This window comes from Legionella santicrucis (assembly GCF_001468135.1).
Classification (GTDB): domain Bacteria; phylum Pseudomonadota; class Gammaproteobacteria; order Legionellales; family Legionellaceae; genus Legionella; species Legionella santicrucis.
On the sequence record NZ_LNYU01000031.1, the window covers coordinates 1 to 19,004 of the forward strand.

Here is a 19,004-nt window from a genome sequence, read left to right on the forward strand (position 1 = left end):
CCTTTGATGTTTGCTCGCAGATTTTGATGGATCATTTCTCCGGGAAAAAATCTTTGGTTTTTGCTAATCACCAGTGACCTATTACCTTTATCATATTTTAACGCAGCAAAAACCAACTGCTGTTGCTTCCGCATTACGTGGCATGGCGTTGCGTGATGCCACTTTGGAAGTGTTGGCTGCAACTACAGTACCTGTGCTTATTATAACAGGTGAATTTGATAAGGTAATTTCTCCACAACAAAGTGTTACCATGCATACTCTGTCTAGAAATAGCCAGCTTGTTCTTTTAGCTAATGCGGGACATTTATCGAACTTAGAACAACCAAATTTGTGGAATCAATCTGTAATTGATATGTTTGCTTATTAGAATGAGTCCACTGTTATCCATTGTCCCCTACAAAACAGAAACAGAGTAAGCTTTTAGCTTTATTATAGAGGCTATTCAACGATATCAAGTACTTTTTTACATGGAGTCAACGATACATACTTATTGATAAATACTATTACTATTAAACTATGAGCCCATAGGCGAATTAGATTTAGAGTGTAATGCTTCTTTTGCCGCCTCCACTATTTTATTGAACTCTTTGATTGAACTTGTTTCCAGATTAAGTACTCTTGTTTTTACACCTTGTGCAGTTTTTAGTATGTTATACTCATTTGAATTTTTAAATCCATTGACTATCAAATTTAAAGTGGCTTCATTTGGTGCTCCTAAGAGTTTATCTTTAATATCGGCTAATATATTTGCTTTCAGCGAATCGCCTCTAAACTCGCCATTAAATTTTTCAGAGTCAACAGGAAACGCATGAAATCTGTTTCTATGGGTGTAGCCTAATTGAGAATGATTTTGGATGCTGCTTTCAATCCTTTGAGGTAAGTCTTGATGTAAATCAGGTATATAATTACTTAATGTTGCATACTGAATTGCCCATTCATCTCTATTTTCATTGTATTTTTTGGCAAATTGATCTGCATCATTTAAACACTTAAAAGTAAGTCCTTGTTTATTCATTTCACTTATACCATCAAGTCCATTTGCTTTTGCCATAGTGTCTAAATCATGAGCTAGATCTCTTTTCCAAGGCATGGTTTGATAGAAAAAAGGCACTCCTATGGAAATTGTTTCGCCAAGCGATTGATCTCCTGTCGCACAAACAGGATTTTTTTGCCGTTTACAAGCGTGCATCATTGTAATCATAGTATCTTTTTTCAACGGAAATGGATTGCTTAAATTAATTTTTACAACGTTATCATTCATTCCATCCTTGCCGGTGATATTATGTGTTACTCCATCATATTGGATTTCAAAATTACATTCATAAGGATTGTTTTGTTTTAACTCATTAATATAAGATTCAAAAATTTCAGATGTAATTCGAGTAAAAACCTCTGCTGGTTTTTGATTCTTTGAATTTACTAATGTACTGGTAACAAAATATAAATAACTTAATAATTCTTTTTTGAACGTCTCTGGATTTACTCTAGGGCCTGATAAATGATTATTCAGATAACCAAAAAATATTTGGTTATCCTTCTCCATTTGGATTAATGGCTTACCAATTTTTTGCTGGTCTTCAACATGTATTGTTTGGAGTTTTTCATATCTACCCAAAAACATACCACTAGCTTCAGCTCCAGGTCCAGTTGGAATCGAGTTAGAACCAAAATATTTATAGCTATACTCAGGTATAACAATAAATGGTATATTATTGATAGCTGCTAATCTTTTAGAGGAGGCGCAATCTATCTCGACTATCATTGGCCCATAAACAATTGCTTTAGGTTGAGTATTGGCAATTTCTTCTCGTAATTTCCAAGATTGAGCAATCTCCTCAGATTTTCTACTGTCACTATGTACAATTCGAACATTTTCTTCACCAACCTTATTTTTTAAAGTTTGAACAATGCTTTTATCTTTTAAAGACTCATCTCCCATATCATTGAGTAGAATGACAAATGATTGAGCGTTTCCATTACTTTGATAAGTATCAATCATTTTATCTACGAAAGATAAGTCACCCATTGTTCCAGGTTCGATTACGGCTAAGATCATAATAGGTTTATTAGGTACATTAGGCATGACACACTCCTTAAAATCAATATTTTATGTATGAAATTTAAGCAGTCTGTGATTATGAGGAGGTTAAAGAGACTAATCAGAATGTGTTGGGGGTATTCTGTTTATGTAATCTGCGAATATGACTCACTGTACATAAGATGCGTACTATAGTTAGATTATTAGAGTAATAGTTTGAAATTTATACAAAAATTCATTATCAGCAGATCGATACTTTTATTAGACTGTATTCGTTGAAAACGATATGAATAATGTTATAAATTGATGACAATTTTCTTAATTATCAATGAGAGAAATCTGAATCAAGAGAATTAAAGTTGTTCGGATTCTAAGAGTAAGAGGTTGGTCTGCTAAAACCCGGGCAATTTACCCAGGTTTTAGATCAAAATAATTGGCATGGATTTTTAATCATCAATGCTTTTTAGCCAGAAACCATGGAATTAATACAAATAGAATTAATCCACCGATTAGAAATGATTCAAAAATGATTACATTGCCTACTGGAATTTGAGTGGGTGGTACAAAACCAATAAAAATAGCAACAAGACAACACAAAATACCTATTCCAGATACAAGCCACATGACTTTATTTCCCCCTGGAATAGTATATGCGCGATGTTGATGTGGTTTGCTATATCTTAGCTTAATGGCTGCAGCAAACATGAAGATATAAACTAATAACGCCATTTGAGCACATAAATCACTAAGCATCCAATAAGCTGCATTGATTGAATCCAGCAAAATAAAAGCGGTGCTTAAAATAGTAAAAATAATGGCTTGGGCCAAGAGAATGTTCGTTGGAACGCCATATCTATTCGTTTGTGCAAACTTTGCGGGTAGAGAGCCATCACGTGCAGAGACCATTAATCCTTTAGTTGGTCCAATAATCCATGCTGATACACCACTCAGCCCACCTAAAATAATTAACACGGCGATCACTGCGGTCATCCAAGGCATATGATAGGCTTTAAAAAATACCGCGTAAGCATCAATAAGTCCTGATACGACACTTAAGTTTTCATTAGGAACGACCATAACAATAGCTAAGGAACCTAAAGAAAGAGTAGAAATAACCAATATTGTTGAATAAAACAATGCTTTTGGGTAATCATGTTGAGGATTTTTAACTTCCTCTGCATGTACTGCAGACATTTCCATGCCGAGTAAACCAAATAAGACAACCCCAAAAAGTGATAAATTACCTAACGACTCAAAGTTCGGTAACAAATTAGAAGAGTAACCTACGGCTATTGGTTTGCCTTCCATTCCCCAAAATACAGCGAGAACAATAATGAAAAGCATCGGAAATATTGTACCGACGGTTGCTCCAACAGTGCTCAGGATGCTTGATATTTTCATCCCGAAACAATTGAGGACAGTGAATAACCAAAATAAAACGAGTACGGTACTTAATAAATAAAATTTATTATTCCCTAATTCAGGAGCGAATAAATACGATAGTGTAGCTGCTATAAATGCGAGTATCGTAGGATACCAGACTACATTATATATCCATTGAAGCCAAATGGTGATAAACGCAGCTCGTTTGCCGAACGCTTCGCGAACCCATACATAGATTCCACCAGTATTTGGAAATGCTGTTGCTAGTTCTGCTGCTACAAGAGAAACAGGAATAAAAAAAGCGAATGCGGCAACAGCGTAATAGGATATTAAGGATAGTCCTAATTTTGCACTGATGGGTAGGGTGCGCAGACTATCAACAGCGATTACGTTAATCATTACCAAAGAGAAGACGCTTAAAACCTTTTTGGGGTGATTCATGATTAATCCTTAATAATTGCGGTCTAGGGTTAAACCGCCAATAACTTGGATGTAGAGTTACTATCGGTTGGTTTCTATCAAATGCCTATCTAAGAATTTTCGATATCCCGCGCGTTTAAACTTACGGGATATCTGCAGGAGGGACGTATACTTATTGAGTATTTCGATATCAAAGTTTCTTTTTAGAAAAACCAGATTACTGCTAAGCTAAAATCCAACCCAACTTTATATCAAGCACATAAATTTCTTAGAACGTACTGCAAAATACCTCCATTTTTATAGTACTCTAATTCATCAGCGGTATCGATCCGGCATAAGGTTTGAATTTGTTCTACTTGGCCATCTGCACGCTCTATGGTTACAGGGATCATTGAACCAGGTTTTAATGAATCAGATACTTCGATACTAATGCGCTCGTCTCCTTTTAAATTCAAAGTCTTGCGCGTCATATCATTGCATAATTGTAAAGGTAAAACGCCCATTCCAATTAAATTAGAGCGATGGATGCGCTCAAAGCTTTCGGTAATTACTGCCTTGACCCCAAGTAAATTAGTACCTTTTGCAGCCCAATCTCTTGATGATCCTGTACCGTATTCTTTACCTGCAATGATAACGAGATCATGATGATCTTTCTGATAGAGCATCGCCGCATCATAAATTGGCATAATGTCACCTGAAGGAATATAACGTGTAATTCCTCCTTCCTGACCAGGGGTCATTTCGTTGCGAATACGAATATTTGCAAAAGTACCCCGCATCATTACTTCATGGTTACCGCGTCGAGAACCATAAGAGTTAAATTCTTTTTCATCGACTCCTTTAGATTTTAAATATAAACCTGCGGGAGAGTTCGCCTTAATTGAGCCTGCAGGAGAGATATGATCAGTAGTAATTGAGTCGCCAAACAGGGCTAATACATAAGCTTGTTTGATTGGCTTAATTGGATCGGGTTTTGCCTTTAAGTTATCAAAAAATGGTGGATGTTGGATGTAAGTTGAATCCTCATCCCATCCATAAGTTTTACCACTACTGGTTTTAATTGCTTGCCAATGTTCGTCACCACGAAATACTTCGGCATATTCTTTGCGGAACATACTGCCTGTAACTTTTGATACTTCAGCTGCAATTTCTGCATTTGAGGGCCAAATATCTTTCAAATAGACATCATTACCATGATTGTCTTTGCCTATTGGCTCTTTACTGAGATCAATCGTCGTTGTTCCACATAATGCATAGGTAACAACCAAGGGTGGCGAAGCTAACCAGTTTGCTCGAACCTGAGGATGAACTCGTCCTTCAAAATTACGATTTCCTGATAAAACTGCAGAAACAACCAGATCATTATCACTAATGCAGTGAGAAATAGCATCAGGAAGTGGACCTGAATTACCGATACACGTTGTACAACCATAACCTACTAAATTAAAACCTAATTGATCTAAATAAGATTGTAGTCCGGTTTGTTTGAGGTAATCAGTAACCACTTTGGAGCCTGGAGCTAAAGAGGATTTAACCCAAGGTTTGCGTGTAAGTCCTTTTTCAACCGCTTTTTTAGCAACTAAACCTGCAGCCATGAGCACACTTGGATTGGATGTGTTAGTACAGCTGGTGATCGCAGCAATAACTACATTTCCATGTTTCATTTGAAAGTCATGATTTTTAACTGTAAATGAATTGTCTTTCTCGTCCTCTTTGCCTGCCTCTTTAAGAAAACTAGAAAATTCAACAGGTAATGTGCTAAGAGTCACTTTATCCTGGGGTCTTTTTGGGCCTGCTAACGAAGGTACAATAGTACTTAAATCTAGTTCTAATGTATCAGTAAACACGGGATCTTCACTATCTTTGTCATACCACATGCCTTGGGCTTTAGCATAGGATTCAACTAGAGCGACAGTATGTTTATCGCGCCCTGTTAAATCGAGATAACGAATGGTTTCCTTGTCTATTGGGAAAAATCCACAGGTCGCTCCATATTCAGGGGCCATATTAGAAATAGTCGCTCGATCAGCGAGTGGCAAATCACTCAAACCTGGGCCATAAAACTCAACAAATTTGCCCACAACACCTTTTTTTCTAAGCATTTGTGTGACTGTAAGTACGAGATCAGTTGCTGTGATCCCTTCTTTCATTTTTCCAGATAATTTAAATCCGATCACTTCAGGTATGAGCATCGAAACAGGTTGTCCTAACATTGCTGCTTCTGCTTCGATACCACCCACTCCCCAACCTAAAATACCTAGACCATTAATCATAGTTGTATGAGAATCGGTTCCAACTAAAGTATCTGGATAAGCATATAAATTGCCATTATCGTCACTGGTCCATACAGTTTTACCCAGATATTCAAGGTTTACTTGATGACAGATACCTGTTCCTGGTGGAACAACTTGAAAATTATCAAAAGCTTTTTGCCCCCACCGTAAAAACTCATATCGCTCTTTATTACGCTTCAGTTCAATTTCGGTATTTACTGTTAGGGCATCCTGAGTACCAAATTTATCTACCATTACGGAATGATCAATAACTAAATCAACAGGAGAAAGAGGAGAAATTTTATCTGGATTCCCCCCCATTTTTGCAATTGCAGCACGCATGGCGGCGAGGTCAACTACAGCAGGTACTCCGGTAAAATCCTGCATGAGCACACGTGCTGGTCTAAATGCAATTTCATGCTGAGATGTTTTCTCATGCAACCATTCTGCAATGGCTTTAATGTCTTTGGTAGTAACAGTATTGTCATCTTCAAAGCGTAATAGATTTTCTAGAAGAACTTTGAGCGAGTACGGGAGGCGATTAATGCCTTTAAAATGTTTATGCTCAGCTTCCTTTAAACTAAAATAATGATATGTTTTATCATCTACTTGCAATACGCATTTTGTTGACAAGCTGTCGCGACCTACTTTCATACAAAGCTCCTGAAATCAAAAATTGAATAATAGCTCAAATTTAAGAAAATTCCATGAGATCTTTTCAGCTTTTTACATTACCTAGTGTATACGGGGGTATCAAAAGTAGGTACAAAGGTATCAAGCTCTTGCATTTCATCAAAGTTTATAGATGATTTGATTAATTTTGCACCTGTTTGAAAAATAATTTTCTCTTCAAGTTTTTTAGATGTTGTATCAAGTGACTCTGGTGTTAATAAATAAAGACAGGCGGGAGCTAATAAAGTAATTCCAATAGGTAAAAGTATTGCTCCAATGAGTGGATTAAATGCAAAGGCAACTAAAGATGCTAGGATTAGGGCTGCACCTAAAATGGCAGTTGTAATTGAAATGTTTTGTTTTATAGGGTCTTTTTTTATTACATCTTTAACGCCGACAGGGTGATAATATTTAAAATCATGATAATTTTTTGTATAAAAAAGAGTAGATTCAGGTTTGGATAAACAGTGAAATAGAGCTTTAGCGAAACGGTTATATTGTTCTATTATTTGTTCTCGCTCAGAAGACTCTTGTTTTTCCTTTAACGCGGTTTCAAAATCATTAATTCGAGCATTTAACATCTCAAAGAAAAATTCTGTTTGTTTTTCTGTTAGTTGTTTTTGCACTAACAAGTTTTTAGCCGCGTTAATTTTTTCTACTGCGGTTTTGTGAGAGTTTTTTTGAAAAAAAGGCATAATAATTTTCCCATGATAAATGTAGGCACAGGTTAGCACTAGAAGTTAAATCAAACATAGATTATTTGGTTAAATTTTACACTTAAGTAATATTTATTAACTTCACCTTAATTATTTTAGAATGAAATTCACAAGTGAATTGCCAACAAAACCTATTGTTACATTTAGAATTATCGATTATAAATTATTTTCTGAACTATTTCGGATCAATAAATGAAGGAAAAAATAATTCTAATTACTGGATGTTCGAGTGGTATTGGATTTGATGCCGCATTTGCTTTAAAAAAAAGAGGGCATAGAGTAATTGGCTCATGCAGAAAAAAAGAGGATGTCGAAAAGTTATTAAACATTGGACTTGAAGCCGTTCAGTTGGATGTTTCTGATTCATCTTCAATTCAAAGCGCATTTGAAAAGGTATTAGCCAAAACAGAAGGGCGAATAGATGTTTTGATTAATAATGCAGGATATGGTCAAGCAGGAGCATTGGAGGATATTACTCGTGATGTATTGCGTGCGCAGTTTGAAACAAATGTCTTCGGTTTGGTTGAACTTATGAATCTAACTATTCCTATTATGCGTAAACAGGGACATGGTCGTATCATTAACATTAGTTCAATATTAGGTATTATCAGTATGCCTTTTCGTGGTGCATACAATGCCTCAAAATATGCAGTAGAAGGCGTCAGTGATACCTTAAGGCTAGAATTACACTCCTCGGGGATTAATGTTATTACTGTAGAACCAGGGCCTATAGAGAGCCGTTTCAGGGATAATTGCGTTGATAATTCTCTAAATTATATAGATAAGCAGCATAGTTATTTTAGCAAGCAATATGAGCATATGCTGGAGGAGTTTAAACAGAAAAAATCTGCCTCTATTTTTACTAAGCAGCCAGATGCAGTGATAAAAAAATTGTATCATGCCATAGAATCTAAAAGGCCTAAAGCAAAATACCCGATCACTATTCCTGCTCATTTAATGATTTTTCTAAAAAGGATTTTAACAACCAGGATGCTTGATAAAATTCTTTTATTCACTTCCAAAAAAGAGTTGTCATAAAATTATTACTCAATAATGCTCCTACAGGAAGTTTTTAAGAGAGTATAGGGTCTGTTAACAATGACCTCTTCAGTGCATAAAGCATGGGATGTATTGGACAGAATTAATTGTCAAAAAACCTATTAATAACTCAAATTTTTTATTAAAAAAAGAAGCAAAATCCTAATTTATTTGCTAATATCTAATTGGGTTAAAAAATCATTAACTATCAAGGAAGTAAAAATTATGAAAAAATCAACAATGGCGGTAGCCGCACTGTTAACTGTATTAGCAGCTCCTGTAGTTTCTGTTGCTTATGCAGATGCTTCTACTCCAGCTACTTCAAGCTCTTGCAATGGCTGTAAAGGTTGCAACGGTTGTAAAGGTTGTACTGGCTGTAAAGGTTGTAAGGGTTGCAAAGGCTGTGGTGGTTGCTCTGGCGACTAATCATCAGTTTTATTCTGTAAAGAGGTAGTTTCCACTACCTCTTCATTATATTGTCTTCTCTTATGTAGTAAAGATATGATTATTCACTCAGAATTCAATTTACCTCAACTTAGCAGATGGCATAAAAAAGCTTATTTAGGCTATGCGCAACAAGTTTTAGAAGCGCAACAATTGATGACTGCTAATAAAGGAAAAAGCATTCTTCATTATGCCTTAAAAAATAAACGGCGTTTTGAGCGAATGAGCCATTATCCACAAGGAGATCGCATCGATCATAAAACTGGAGCACAATATTTTTACCATTGTCACCGTGAAAATTACGAAAGTACTGAGCATGGCCATTTCCATTGTTTTTTACGTTATAAACATATTCCTAAAAGCATCAAACCCGTACCTTTGACAGATTGGGATAGATATATTGACAATCCTATGACGCATTTAGTAGCGATAGGTATGAATCAATTTGGGCACCCAATTCGCTTATTTACTGTAAATCGATGGGTAACCTCTGAAATTTGGTACGATTCAGAACATACTGCTCGTCTGATAAAACGCTATAAAATGAATTTAATTAATGATCCATACTGGCAAGTACTAGACAAATGGGTAGAAGGAATTCTTCATATATTTATCCCTCAGATTTTATGGCTACATCAAGAACGTGATAAGAGAATTTTGCAGCATCAAGCAAATTGCTCGGCTGAAAATGCATACATGGATTATGATCTTGAAGAACTTTCAGAAATATCAATTGACTTGAAAAATCAAATAGAATGGATTATTGGTTAAATAACAAGCTTAAAAGTAAACTGTTATGTAATTTGGTAGCTGCAATTTTTCGCTATTTGGAAAAATGATTTATAATTAAAGTAATTTATGTGAGTTTTATATATTTCTTTGAACTGCTTTTATTTTAGAACTCGATTTCTAAGAATGTTGTGCATTTTTCGTTTAATGATATTGAAGAAGCACGCAAATGCTTTTTTATGCCAAATTCACGTCAATTAATCTGTACTATAATTTACATGCAAATTAAATTTATCGGAGTATTTGCATGTCTTCCTACGCAAAAAACAAATCTCAAGAGGATATTGATTCCATTCATCAATACTACATGGAAATTATTAACTCAATGCCCAATATTGTTTATTGGTTGGACACTGATTGTAATTTGAAAGGATGTAACAATAACTTTATAAAATTACTAGGACTAAATACACTCCAAGATTTGGATGGTACTCCTTATCAACAGATGGAGGAGTTTGGCCATTGGAATAAAGATAGAGTAGAAGAGTTAAAACTGGATGATATGAAAGTAATTTTTTCGGGTATTCCACAACATAATGTGCAAGAAAAACCCATTATGGATGGTTCAGGTAAGAATTATTACTTTCAATCCTCGCGTATACCAATGCATAATCGTAATAAAGACCTAATTGGTTTGATTGTTATTTTGAATCATTTAACACCTAATAACAATATTGAAATACATACAAAAAATTATATAAAAAATGTTCAAAATGCGGAGCAAGTTTCAAAAGAAAACTATTTGCCTAAAATTCTTATGGTAGAAGATAATATTATCGCGCAGAATGTTGAAAAAGCATTATTAACTGCTCTAAATTGCCAGGTAGATATTGCAAATTCAGCGGATAGTGCTGTGAAGTTGTTCCAGCCAGGAAAATATGATTTAGTACTGATGGATATAGGCTTGGAGGATTCTTCTGGTTATATAGTTGCAAAGCAGTTGCGGCAAAAAGAAAGAGAAACACAACATCATGTACCTATTATTGCGTTAACTGGTTTTGAGGCAGATGTTGTGAAATATGATTGTCAACATTATTTTATGGAGGGAGCGATCAGTAAGCCATTAACATGTGAGCAAGCAGAGCAAATTATAAAACATTATGTATATCATATGGATGTGCCTGTGCGAGGTTTGAAGACAATTTAGTATCCTGCTATTATGCTTCCTTTTTTAGAAAATTATTTTATGCGTAATCATTTGCTGCAAAACGAACGAATCTTATCTTTAGATGTGTTTCGTGGTTTGACAATGGCGCTTATGGTCTTAGTAAATAGTTTAGGAACAAGGATTTCTTATCCTATTTTACTGCATTCAGAATGGAATGGTTGTACTTTAGCTGATTTTGTATTTCCAAGTTTTTTATTTATAGTAGGGATGACTACGGTTATTAGTCTAAAACGACATGTAAAAGAAGAAAGTAAAAACGAAGTTTATTATAGCATTTTTAAGCGTACTATCATATTGTTTTTATTGGGTATTTTCATCAATGTTTTTCCTAAAAATATTGATATATCATCAATACGAATATATGGAATTTTGCAACGTATCGCGCTTTGTTACTTAATTTGTGCTTTTATTTATTTACATACAACAATAAGAACCCAAATTTTTATTTTTTGGGGCATATTATTGGGATATTGGTATTTTTTGGTCTATATTCATTTGCCAGGTGCAGGAATGAATCAATTGACCATAACGCGAAATTGGGTTGGCTATATCGATCAGTTACTCTTTTCACCTAAGCACTTATTATTTAGAAATTTTGATCCGGAGGGATTTTTAAGTACTATTCCTTCTGTCGCTACAACTCTGTCTGGTGTTATTGCAGGAAGTTTATTGCTGGCTCAGATTCAAAAACAAAGGAAATGTATTCTGATGATTGCAGCAGGGTTGCTCTTTCTTCTAGTGGCATGGTTATGGAGTTACAGCTTTCCAATAAATAAAAATCTATGGACAAGCTCTTTTGTTTTATGGTGCAGTGGATTTTCACTTATTGTTTTTAGTTTCTGTTATTATTTTATTGATATAATAGGATATAACAAATGGTCATTACCTTTTAAAATTCTTGGAATGAATGCATTATTTATTTTTGTTTTTCATGTGATGTTATTAAAAATCCAATCTTTTTTCTTATTACCACTGTCAGATGGGACGCAGGATGTAGTTCGAGTAGCGATTGCAGAATATTTGTTCGGTAATTTTAGTCCTAAAAATGCAGGATTGTTTTATTCTTTAACGTTCCTTTTCTTAAATTTTTTAGTGGCTGTATTTTTATATAGGCGAAAAATTTTTATAAAAATATAGGAGCAGTTAACAATTAGCTCCTTTAAGATCAGCAGGATATGACGAACATGTTTTGAGAACTCCTCAAAAAATGTAAACTACAAAAATACTTTGATTCGTGCTTTACTGATAATTATTTCAATGAAACGAGTAGATAGCATGTATTAAAAGTGTTATTGGAATAAATCTTAAGAGAATTATTTTATTCAAAATAGCTATTAAAGTGAGCTGAGTGAGCAATATTTACCTCTCCTCGTATTTTTTAAGATAAGGGATTTTTAGCGCGTTCGATCTATCTTATCAAGGTTTATATATTGTTCATTCTTTATGAGTTAGCTATAATTCTATGTTAAACATAAGTAATATGTAGTTAATGGAGTTGCTTTAGATGCCAATTTATGAATATCAATGTACAAGTTGTCATCACCATTTTGATTTGATGCAAAAAATCAGTGACGATCCAATAAAACAATGTCCTGTTTGCTATAAGGACACTGTAGTTAAATTGGTTTCTGCTGCTGGTTTTCAATTGAAGGGTACTGGATGGTATGCTACTGATTTTAAAAATAAAACCAGTAAGTCAGTGGAAGGGAAGGCTAAGAATGATGATTCTTCTTCCTCAGTCCAATCCAAGGAGACTACTGCATCTAAAACAACAGAAGATGGTGATACTAAGTGAGAACACTGTCATTAAGACGCTATTTACTTGCTGGATTAGTGGTATGGTTGCCCATACTCATCACTATTGGCGTGTTACGGTTCATTATTGACTTACTGGATAATACATTAGCTTTAATTCCTAAGGGTTATCAGCCTGAACAATTGATAGGCCATCATATTCCTGGTTTGGGAGTTATTTTATCATTAGTGATATTGTTAATTACAGGGGTAGTTGCTACCAATTATTTTGGTCAAAGACTTGTTGCTTGGGGTGAATCTATTCTTTCAAAAATCCCATTGGTTCGTTCAATTTATAAAACAGTCAAGCAAGTAATTAATGCGGTTGTATCAACAAACAGTGAGGCTTTTCGTAAAGTAGTTATTATTGAATATCCACGCAAAGGATTATGGAGTATTGCTTTTCAAACTGGAACAGCAAATAGCCAAATTAATAATAAAATAAAAGATACACTAATTTCTGTATTTATACCTACTACTCCTAATCCCACTTCGGGTTTTCTGATGATGATTCCTAAGGGAGATGTTGTGGAGTTGGATATGAGTATTGATGAAGCACTAAAATTTATAATTTCTTTAGGAGTAATGCCGCCCAAACCAAGCGCTGCATTACTAGCAACAAGTTAATAATATTTATAGGCGGTTTTTATATGCGCACACACCATTGTTTAGAGGTTAATGAATTAGGTTTAGGGAAAGAAGTGATTGTATGCGGCTGGGTTCATAACCGTCGTGATCATGGTGGAGTGATATTTTTAGATATTCGTGATAGCTCGGGTTTACTACAAGTGGTGTATGAGCCAGAAAATGTAAAAGCTTTTTCGGATGCAGAAAAGCTTCGCTCAGAATTTGTAGTACGAGTGACTGGTCTTGTTCGTCAACGACCTGATGGTATGATTAATGAAGCCATGGTAACTGGTAAAGTTGAAGTAATCGGTACGCAGCTAGAAATTCTAAATCAATCACCAACGCCTCCATTCTTGCCTGATGATTTTCAAATGGTTAATGAAGATTTGCGTTATAAATACCGTTACATTGATTTGCGACGTCCTGCTATGAAGCATAAGCTAACTGTACGTCATCAGTTAAATAGCTGTATTCGTACCTATCTTAATGAACAAAATTTTCTTGATATTGAAACCCCCATGTTAACGAAGGCGACACCTGAAGGCGCTCGCGATTATTTAGTTCCTTCAAGAGTGCACCCTGGTCAATTTTATGCATTACCGCAATCTCCTCAGCTATTCAAACAATTATTAATGATTTCAGGATTTGACAAATACTATCAGATTGTTCGTTGTTTTCGTGATGAAGATCTGCGTGCTGATAGGCAACCTGAGTTTACTCAGCTTGATATTGAAATGGCCTTTATTGATGAAGAGTGCATTTTAAATCTTATTGAAGGTTTGCTAAAAACCGTATTTAAGCAAATCCTTAATGTAGATCTACCTGAAAAATTAGAGAGAATGTCTTATTCCGAAGCAATGAGACGCTTTGGTAGTGATAAACCCGATTTGCGTAATCCTTTAGAGCTTGTCGATGTAGCGGATTTAGTAAAGGAATCTGATTTTAAAGTATTTTCAGTGGCTGCTAATGATACGGATTCTAGAGTTGTTGCCTTAAGATTACCTGGAGGTTGTGATCTTAGTAGAAAAGATTTAGATGATTATGGACGTTTTGTTTCTATTTACGGGGCTAAGGGACTTGCTTATATTAAAGTAAATAATCTTGCTGAGGGAATGACAGGACTGCAATCGCCGATTTTGAAGTTTCTTTCTGAAGATGCCGTTAATGCTATTTTACATCGTACTGAAGCAAAGACGGGCGATGTTATTTTCTTTGGCGCTGATAAAAGTCATATAGTCAATGAATCTATGGGGGCATTGCGAATTAAATTAGGACATGACAAAAAGTTGCTTAAAGAAAGTTGGGAACTGTTATGGATTATTGATTGGCCAATGTTTGAACTGGATTATGAGAGCAATAAATTAAGTCCTATGCATCATCCTTTTACGTCACCCCAAAATTTAGACCCTGATAATTTGCGTGCCAATCCTACCCACACGTTAGCCAAAGCCTATGATATAGTAATTAATGGTTATGAAATTGGTGGGGGATCGATACGTATTCATCAATCAGAGTTACAAAAAGCAGTGTTTGAGTTACTAGGAATTAATGAACAAGAAGCGCAGGAAAAGTTTGGCTTTTTACTAGATGCTTTACAATATGGAGCTCCGCCACATGGAGGAATTGCACTTGGCATCGATCGTTTAGCTATGTTATTAACAGATTCAACATCCATTAGAGATGTAATTGCTTTTCCTAAAACTCAAACAGCATCGTGTCCTTTAACGAGCGCACCATCACCTACGGGTAGTGCACAATTAACAGAATTAGGAATAAGACTTGCCCCAACTACGCAAACTAAATAACATATTAGAAGTAGGACGTCTGTTGGCGATGATAAGTAATCACATACGTCCTTTGTTCATGCCCCACGTGTTTTTTTTCTTTAAGCAATTCGCTTTGCAAGTAATGTCTATAAGTCGAAAACCAGCTACTTTTTTACTCTTTTTGTTTTTGGGTTGCTCATTATATGCAGCAACCACCTCAGTACCTGCAAAGAATGCTGCAAAGAATCCAACTACTTTCATCGAGTACTTAACCCAAGAAAAAGCACATTTGATTACGTCAATTCAGGAAACAACACAACCAATAACCCTTAAAAATGAAAAAGAATACACTGCTAAAATGAAGCAAGTGTCCTCAATACTTACAATGATAAATGTTAAAATAAAAAGTTTAGAGGGTTTTCTTGAACACGAGAATAAAGAACAAAATTACTTGAACCAACGTTTAAAGCTCCTGCAGCAATTACCTATTATTAAAGAAGACACAACGGTTCCTGAACGAGTTGCAAGGGTAGAAAATTTACTTTTAATTAATAAACAAACAATACAGCTAACTACTGATAATTTAAAACTTGCAAATGATTATCAATCTGCACTTACCGATGAAATAAAAAATTTAGAGTTTTGGCATTCAAATTTTGTGCTTGAACAAAAATTAGTACAAATAAAGATTTTAAAAGAAAAGCTTAATCGACAACTACTCGAGCTTTATGAAAATATCAATAATCAGCCTGATAAGCGCTCTAAGCAAGCACCATTATCCTCATCTGATTATGAAGCAAAATTACTGATTAATAATCAAAATATTGCTGTTGTTCAAAATCGCATTAATGCCTTAAACATTCAAAGAACACTTGTTAAAGGAGATATGATTTATCTTAAAAATCCGGATACAAAAAATTTACAATTAATTACTGATATTTATAAAGATGCATTAAACCAATATTCCAAGATTGAAAAATCGTTACAACAAATAAATACTTTTCTTGAGAACGAAATCAAATTAGTTACTGCCCCTAATTTGAAGCAGTCAATTAACTCGTTACAGAAAACTTTGACTCAAGAGATCAATGAATCAAAAAACCAAAAACAACTTTTGTTTAAAAGTTTAACGGACTATCAAGCACAACTTAAAAAATTGATGTCTTCAAGACAAACCCTGGCTGATTATAACATTAATAGCTGGCCGTTTATCCTTAATAAAATAGCTGGGATTCCTGGTTTATTTTATAAATATATAAAGACATTAAGTTTAAAAGTTTATGATAGCTATTTATGGTTAAGCCCTCTATCTGTGGTCGTATTATGGAGTGGATTTGTAATAATAGCAGTTGTTTCATTTTTAATAAGTCGTTTCCTAAAAACGCTAGGTAGTGACAAAGAACGTTCACGTTTAACTGGTTACTTATATGATGGAGTGCTGGTTTTAGTACAAAGAAATATACCGTATTTATGTGTTGTTTCAATGTTGTGGGTATTACTCGCTATTACTCATATTTCGTTTGCGAATTATCAATTATTATTTAAATTAATTGCAGTTTGGTTCACTTTTAAGATTTTAATTTTAATTGCTCGTTTAGTTTTATTAGAGCGAATAACAGACTCCTCTGGAAAAGATGTTAAATTATATTACCGTTTAAAATGGTTATTACTTTTTGGAGGATGGACAACAGCCTTAATGACAATTGGTCATTTACTCCCTTTGTCAATTTTGATCCAGGATATATTTAATCGTTTATTTATGTTGTTTGTTTTAACAGTATCTTTGGTTGCCTGGAAAAGTAAAGACGTAATTCCTTATCTATTAGGTCCTTTATTAAATAGCCAGAAGCGATATGTAAGAAATGCTATTTCTCTATTGGTTATTTTGATGCCAATCACTGTATTTTCTACCGCTGTAATTGGATTATTTGGCTTCACCAATTTAGCGTGGAGTATGAGTTTGTATTTGGCATATGCTTTACTCGTATTAGTAGGATACATTCTAGCTCGGGGTTTATTATTTGATGCGCTTGAATTGTTTTCTGAATTAATGATTTCCTCATTACGAAATGGATGGTTATGGATCGAGGTTTTTTTAAAGCCTATAGATAATATAATGCGGATTTTATTGCTTATTACAAGTATTTTAGTTTTATTTCAATTATTTGGTTGGCATTCTGACTCGTTAGTAATGATTAGTTTAGGAAAATTTGCTCAATATACGATTGTTAATTTTCCCGGCATTCATATTACTGTATATAGCACAATCGAGTTTTTTATGCTTCTTGCATTTTTTGCTTGGGCCTCCAAGTGGACTCGAGAGTTTTGTTATCGATGGTTGTATAAAAATACGAAAGATGCAGGGATACGTAACAGTCTTTCAGTCTTTAGCCAATATGCTGTAGTTCTTTTAGGCGGATTTGTAACACTCCATGTACTGGGATTTGATTTTAGTGGTATGTCAATGATAATTGGAGGGCTAGCTGTAGGTATGGGATTTGGCTTGCGGGATTTTGCCAGTAATATTGTAGGCGGCCTTATGCTTCTTATTGAAAGACCAGTAAGGGAAGGTGATCTAGTCACTATAGGGGAGCATGAAGGACGAGTTGCTCATATTGGTATTCGTTCCATGCGTGTTTCTTCATGGGATAATATGGAAGTGTTAATTCCTAATGCAGAAACTTTTAATAAGCCTTTTACGAACTGGACACATCAAGACAGTATTGTGAGAACAGTTTTTCCTATAAAAGTTCATCGTTCAGATGATCCAGTGATGATTCAACAAATTATTTTAGATGTTTTAGCAACCACCCCAGAAATTGTTGCTGATCCACCTGCTCAAGTTTTTCTCAAAAAAATTGATGAGGCGCTGCTTGAATTTGAAGCACGCTATTTTATCAATGTGCAAATTCATACTCGTTTTGAAGTACGATCTAAAGTGTTGTTTGCTATTATGGCTCAATTTAAAGCAGCAAATATAAAACCTCCTATTGAACCTATTGCAGTTGAGATTAAAGAGAAAGAGGGGCAGAATGATTTCACTGCTAAAAAGCACACCACCACAAACTGAAACTGAGTTAATGGAATATTGCTCAAGTATTGCTGGCCTTAGTTTCGCCCAATTAAGCTTAAGCTTAGATTTATTAATTCCAATCGACTCTAATCAACGAAAAGGGTGGGTTGGACAGGCGATTGAACTAGCTTTAGGAGCCAATGCCTATAACAAATCATTACCAGATTTCAAAAATTTAGGCATAGAACTCAAAACTCTTCCTATTGGGAAATCTGGAAGACCTACTGAATCAACCTTTATTACGTCTATTCCTTTACTTACTGTTCATCAACAACAATGGAAAACGTCTCAATGTTACGCTAAGCTCAAAAGAGTTTTATGGATTCCTATAGAAGGGGATACCGATATTCCTTACCCACAAAGAAGGATTGGCCAGGGTTTTTTATGGTCTCCGAGTGTAGTACAAGAACGCACTCTAGAAACTGATTGGAATTATTTGACATTACAAATCAGCACTGGGAATCTTGAAACTCTTGATGCAAAATCAGGAGATTGTTTACAAGTTAGACCTAAAGCTGCAAATGGAAGATCCCTATGTTATGGATTTGATAGCCATGGTAATAAAATGAAAACATTACCACGCGGTTTTTACCTAAGAAGCAGTTTTACCACAAAAATCTTGGAATAATTATAAAGCCCCGTTTTTCTCGTTAAGCATTGATGCCTCTATAGAGGGACGGTTAGCTCGTGTATTCCAATCAAGCTTGTTAGATTGAGTTAACTCACGAAAGAAGGGGTTAACTCAACCTATTTTCTTTTGTGCAACAAGCACTTTCTGCCATTTTTTTCCGGAAAAAGCATGC

General features: G+C 34.8%; 15 protein-coding genes. 11 read left to right on the plus strand and 4 right to left on the minus strand.

Going from position 1 to position 19,004, the window contains the following annotated elements; all coding sequences use genetic code 11:
- Nucleotides 1-73: 73 nt before the first annotated feature.
- The gene (locus tag Lsan_RS07445) at nucleotides 74-367 is read left to right on the plus strand and encodes an alpha/beta fold hydrolase (RefSeq protein ID WP_058513879.1); all 294 of its coding nucleotides are present in this window, start codon (nucleotides 74-76) and stop codon (nucleotides 365-367) included.
- A 147-nt stretch (nucleotides 368-514) separates the two neighbouring features.
- On the opposite strand, the gene Lsan_RS07450 is transcribed toward Lsan_RS07445, so the two are convergent.
- From Lsan_RS07450 to Lsan_RS07465, 4 genes are all read right to left on the minus strand, one after another.
- The gene (locus Lsan_RS07450) at nucleotides 515-2,083 is read right to left on the minus strand and encodes a hypothetical protein (protein ID WP_058513880.1); all 1,569 of its coding nucleotides are present in this window, start codon (nucleotides 2,081-2,083) and stop codon (nucleotides 515-517) included.
- 408 nt (nucleotides 2,084-2,491) lie between these two features.
- Nucleotides 2,492-3,862, minus strand: a complete 1,371-nt coding sequence (locus Lsan_RS07455) for an APC family permease (protein WP_058513881.1) — start codon at nucleotides 3,860-3,862, stop codon at nucleotides 2,492-2,494.
- 230 nt (nucleotides 3,863-4,092) lie between these two features.
- Nucleotides 4,093-6,768, minus strand: a complete 2,676-nt coding sequence (gene acnA, locus Lsan_RS07460) for an aconitate hydratase AcnA (protein ID WP_058513882.1) — start codon at nucleotides 6,766-6,768, stop codon at nucleotides 4,093-4,095.
- Nucleotides 6,769-6,845: 77 nt separating this feature from the next.
- The gene (locus tag Lsan_RS07465) at nucleotides 6,846-7,481 is read right to left on the minus strand and encodes a lpg1689 family Dot/Icm T4SS effector (protein WP_058513883.1); all 636 of its coding nucleotides are present in this window, start codon (nucleotides 7,479-7,481) and stop codon (nucleotides 6,846-6,848) included.
- Between the two features lie 213 nt (nucleotides 7,482-7,694).
- Here Lsan_RS07465 and Lsan_RS07470 point away from each other — a divergent pair, with 213 nt between their 5' ends.
- The 10 genes from Lsan_RS07470 (at nucleotide 7,695) to mutH (ending at nucleotide 18,829) form a co-directional block, all read left to right on the plus strand.
- Nucleotides 7,695-8,540 (plus strand): SDR family NAD(P)-dependent oxidoreductase, encoded by an 846-nt coding sequence (locus Lsan_RS07470; RefSeq protein WP_058513884.1) that lies wholly within the window; start codon nucleotides 7,695-7,697, stop codon nucleotides 8,538-8,540.
- Nucleotides 8,541-8,765: 225 nt separating this feature from the next.
- Entirely contained in the window at nucleotides 8,766-8,966 is a 201-nt protein-coding gene (locus tag Lsan_RS07475) for a hypothetical protein (RefSeq protein ID WP_058513885.1), read from the plus strand.
- 75 nt (nucleotides 8,967-9,041) lie between these two features.
- Nucleotides 9,042-9,755 carry a DUF6969 family protein gene (locus Lsan_RS07480; protein WP_058513886.1) on the plus strand — a complete coding sequence of 238 codons (714 nt, stop codon included), beginning with the start codon at nucleotides 9,042-9,044 and terminating at the stop codon, nucleotides 9,753-9,755.
- A gap of 265 nt (nucleotides 9,756-10,020) precedes the next feature.
- A complete protein-coding gene (locus Lsan_RS07485) occupies nucleotides 10,021-10,920 on the plus strand; it encodes a response regulator (RefSeq protein ID WP_058513887.1) in 900 nt (299 codons plus the stop codon).
- Between the two features lie 39 nt (nucleotides 10,921-10,959).
- Nucleotides 10,960-12,078, plus strand: a complete 1,119-nt coding sequence (locus tag Lsan_RS07490) for an acyltransferase family protein (RefSeq protein ID WP_058513901.1) — start codon at nucleotides 10,960-10,962, stop codon at nucleotides 12,076-12,078.
- 367 nt (nucleotides 12,079-12,445) lie between these two features.
- A complete protein-coding gene (locus Lsan_RS07495) occupies nucleotides 12,446-12,736 on the plus strand; it encodes an FmdB family zinc ribbon protein (RefSeq protein ID WP_058513888.1) in 291 nt (96 codons plus the stop codon).
- Nucleotides 12,733-13,362 carry a DUF502 domain-containing protein gene (locus Lsan_RS07500; protein WP_058513889.1) on the plus strand — a complete coding sequence of 210 codons (630 nt, stop codon included), beginning with the start codon at nucleotides 12,733-12,735 and terminating at the stop codon, nucleotides 13,360-13,362. Before Lsan_RS07495 ends, Lsan_RS07500 begins: the two co-directional genes overlap by 4 nt.
- A 23-nt stretch (nucleotides 13,363-13,385) precedes the next feature.
- Nucleotides 13,386-15,167: an aspartate--tRNA ligase gene (aspS, locus tag Lsan_RS07505; RefSeq protein WP_058513890.1), complete on the plus strand. Its 1,782-nt coding sequence runs from the start codon at nucleotides 13,386-13,388 to the stop codon at nucleotides 15,165-15,167.
- Nucleotides 15,168-15,270: 103 nt separating this feature from the next.
- Nucleotides 15,271-18,198: a mechanosensitive ion channel domain-containing protein gene (locus Lsan_RS07510; RefSeq protein WP_083505103.1), complete on the plus strand. Its 2,928-nt coding sequence runs from the start codon at nucleotides 15,271-15,273 to the stop codon at nucleotides 18,196-18,198.
- Entirely contained in the window at nucleotides 18,161-18,829 is a 669-nt protein-coding gene (mutH, locus tag Lsan_RS07515; RefSeq protein ID WP_058513891.1) for a DNA mismatch repair endonuclease MutH, read from the plus strand. Before Lsan_RS07510 ends, mutH begins: the two co-directional genes overlap by 38 nt.
- Nucleotides 18,830-19,004: the final 175 nt, after the last annotated feature.

What these genes read in the sequence shown, in the direction of transcription:
- Lsan_RS07485 (WP_058513887.1), top strand. Translation starts at nt 10,021, where the DNA reads ATGTCTTCCTACGCAAAAAACAAATCTCAAGAGGATATTGATTCCATT.
- Lsan_RS07470 (WP_058513884.1), top strand. Translation starts at nt 7,695, where the DNA reads ATGAAGGAAAAAATAATTCTAATTACTGGATGTTCGAGTGGTATTGGA.
- Lsan_RS07510 (WP_083505103.1), top strand. Translation starts at nt 15,271, where the DNA reads ATGTCTATAAGTCGAAAACCAGCTACTTTTTTACTCTTTTTGTTTTTG.
- Lsan_RS07455 (WP_058513881.1), bottom strand. Translation starts at nt 3,862, where the DNA reads ATGAATCACCCCAAAAAGGTTTTAAGCGTCTTCTCTTTGGTAATGATT.
- Lsan_RS07490 (WP_058513901.1), top strand. Translation starts at nt 10,960, where the DNA reads ATGCGTAATCATTTGCTGCAAAACGAACGAATCTTATCTTTAGATGTG.
- Lsan_RS07480 (WP_058513886.1), top strand. Translation starts at nt 9,042, where the DNA reads ATGATTATTCACTCAGAATTCAATTTACCTCAACTTAGCAGATGGCAT.
- acnA (WP_058513882.1), bottom strand. Translation starts at nt 6,768, where the DNA reads ATGAAAGTAGGTCGCGACAGCTTGTCAACAAAATGCGTATTGCAAGTA.
- Lsan_RS07475 (WP_058513885.1), top strand. Translation starts at nt 8,766, where the DNA reads ATGAAAAAATCAACAATGGCGGTAGCCGCACTGTTAACTGTATTAGCA.
- mutH (WP_058513891.1), top strand. Translation starts at nt 18,161, where the DNA reads ATGATTTCACTGCTAAAAAGCACACCACCACAAACTGAAACTGAGTTA.
- Lsan_RS07465 (WP_058513883.1), bottom strand. Translation starts at nt 7,481, where the DNA reads ATGCCTTTTTTTCAAAAAAACTCTCACAAAACCGCAGTAGAAAAAATT.
- Lsan_RS07495 (WP_058513888.1), top strand. Translation starts at nt 12,446, where the DNA reads ATGCCAATTTATGAATATCAATGTACAAGTTGTCATCACCATTTTGAT.
- Lsan_RS07450 (WP_058513880.1), bottom strand. Translation starts at nt 2,083, where the DNA reads ATGCCTAATGTACCTAATAAACCTATTATGATCTTAGCCGTAATCGAA.
- aspS (WP_058513890.1), top strand. Translation starts at nt 13,386, where the DNA reads ATGCGCACACACCATTGTTTAGAGGTTAATGAATTAGGTTTAGGGAAA.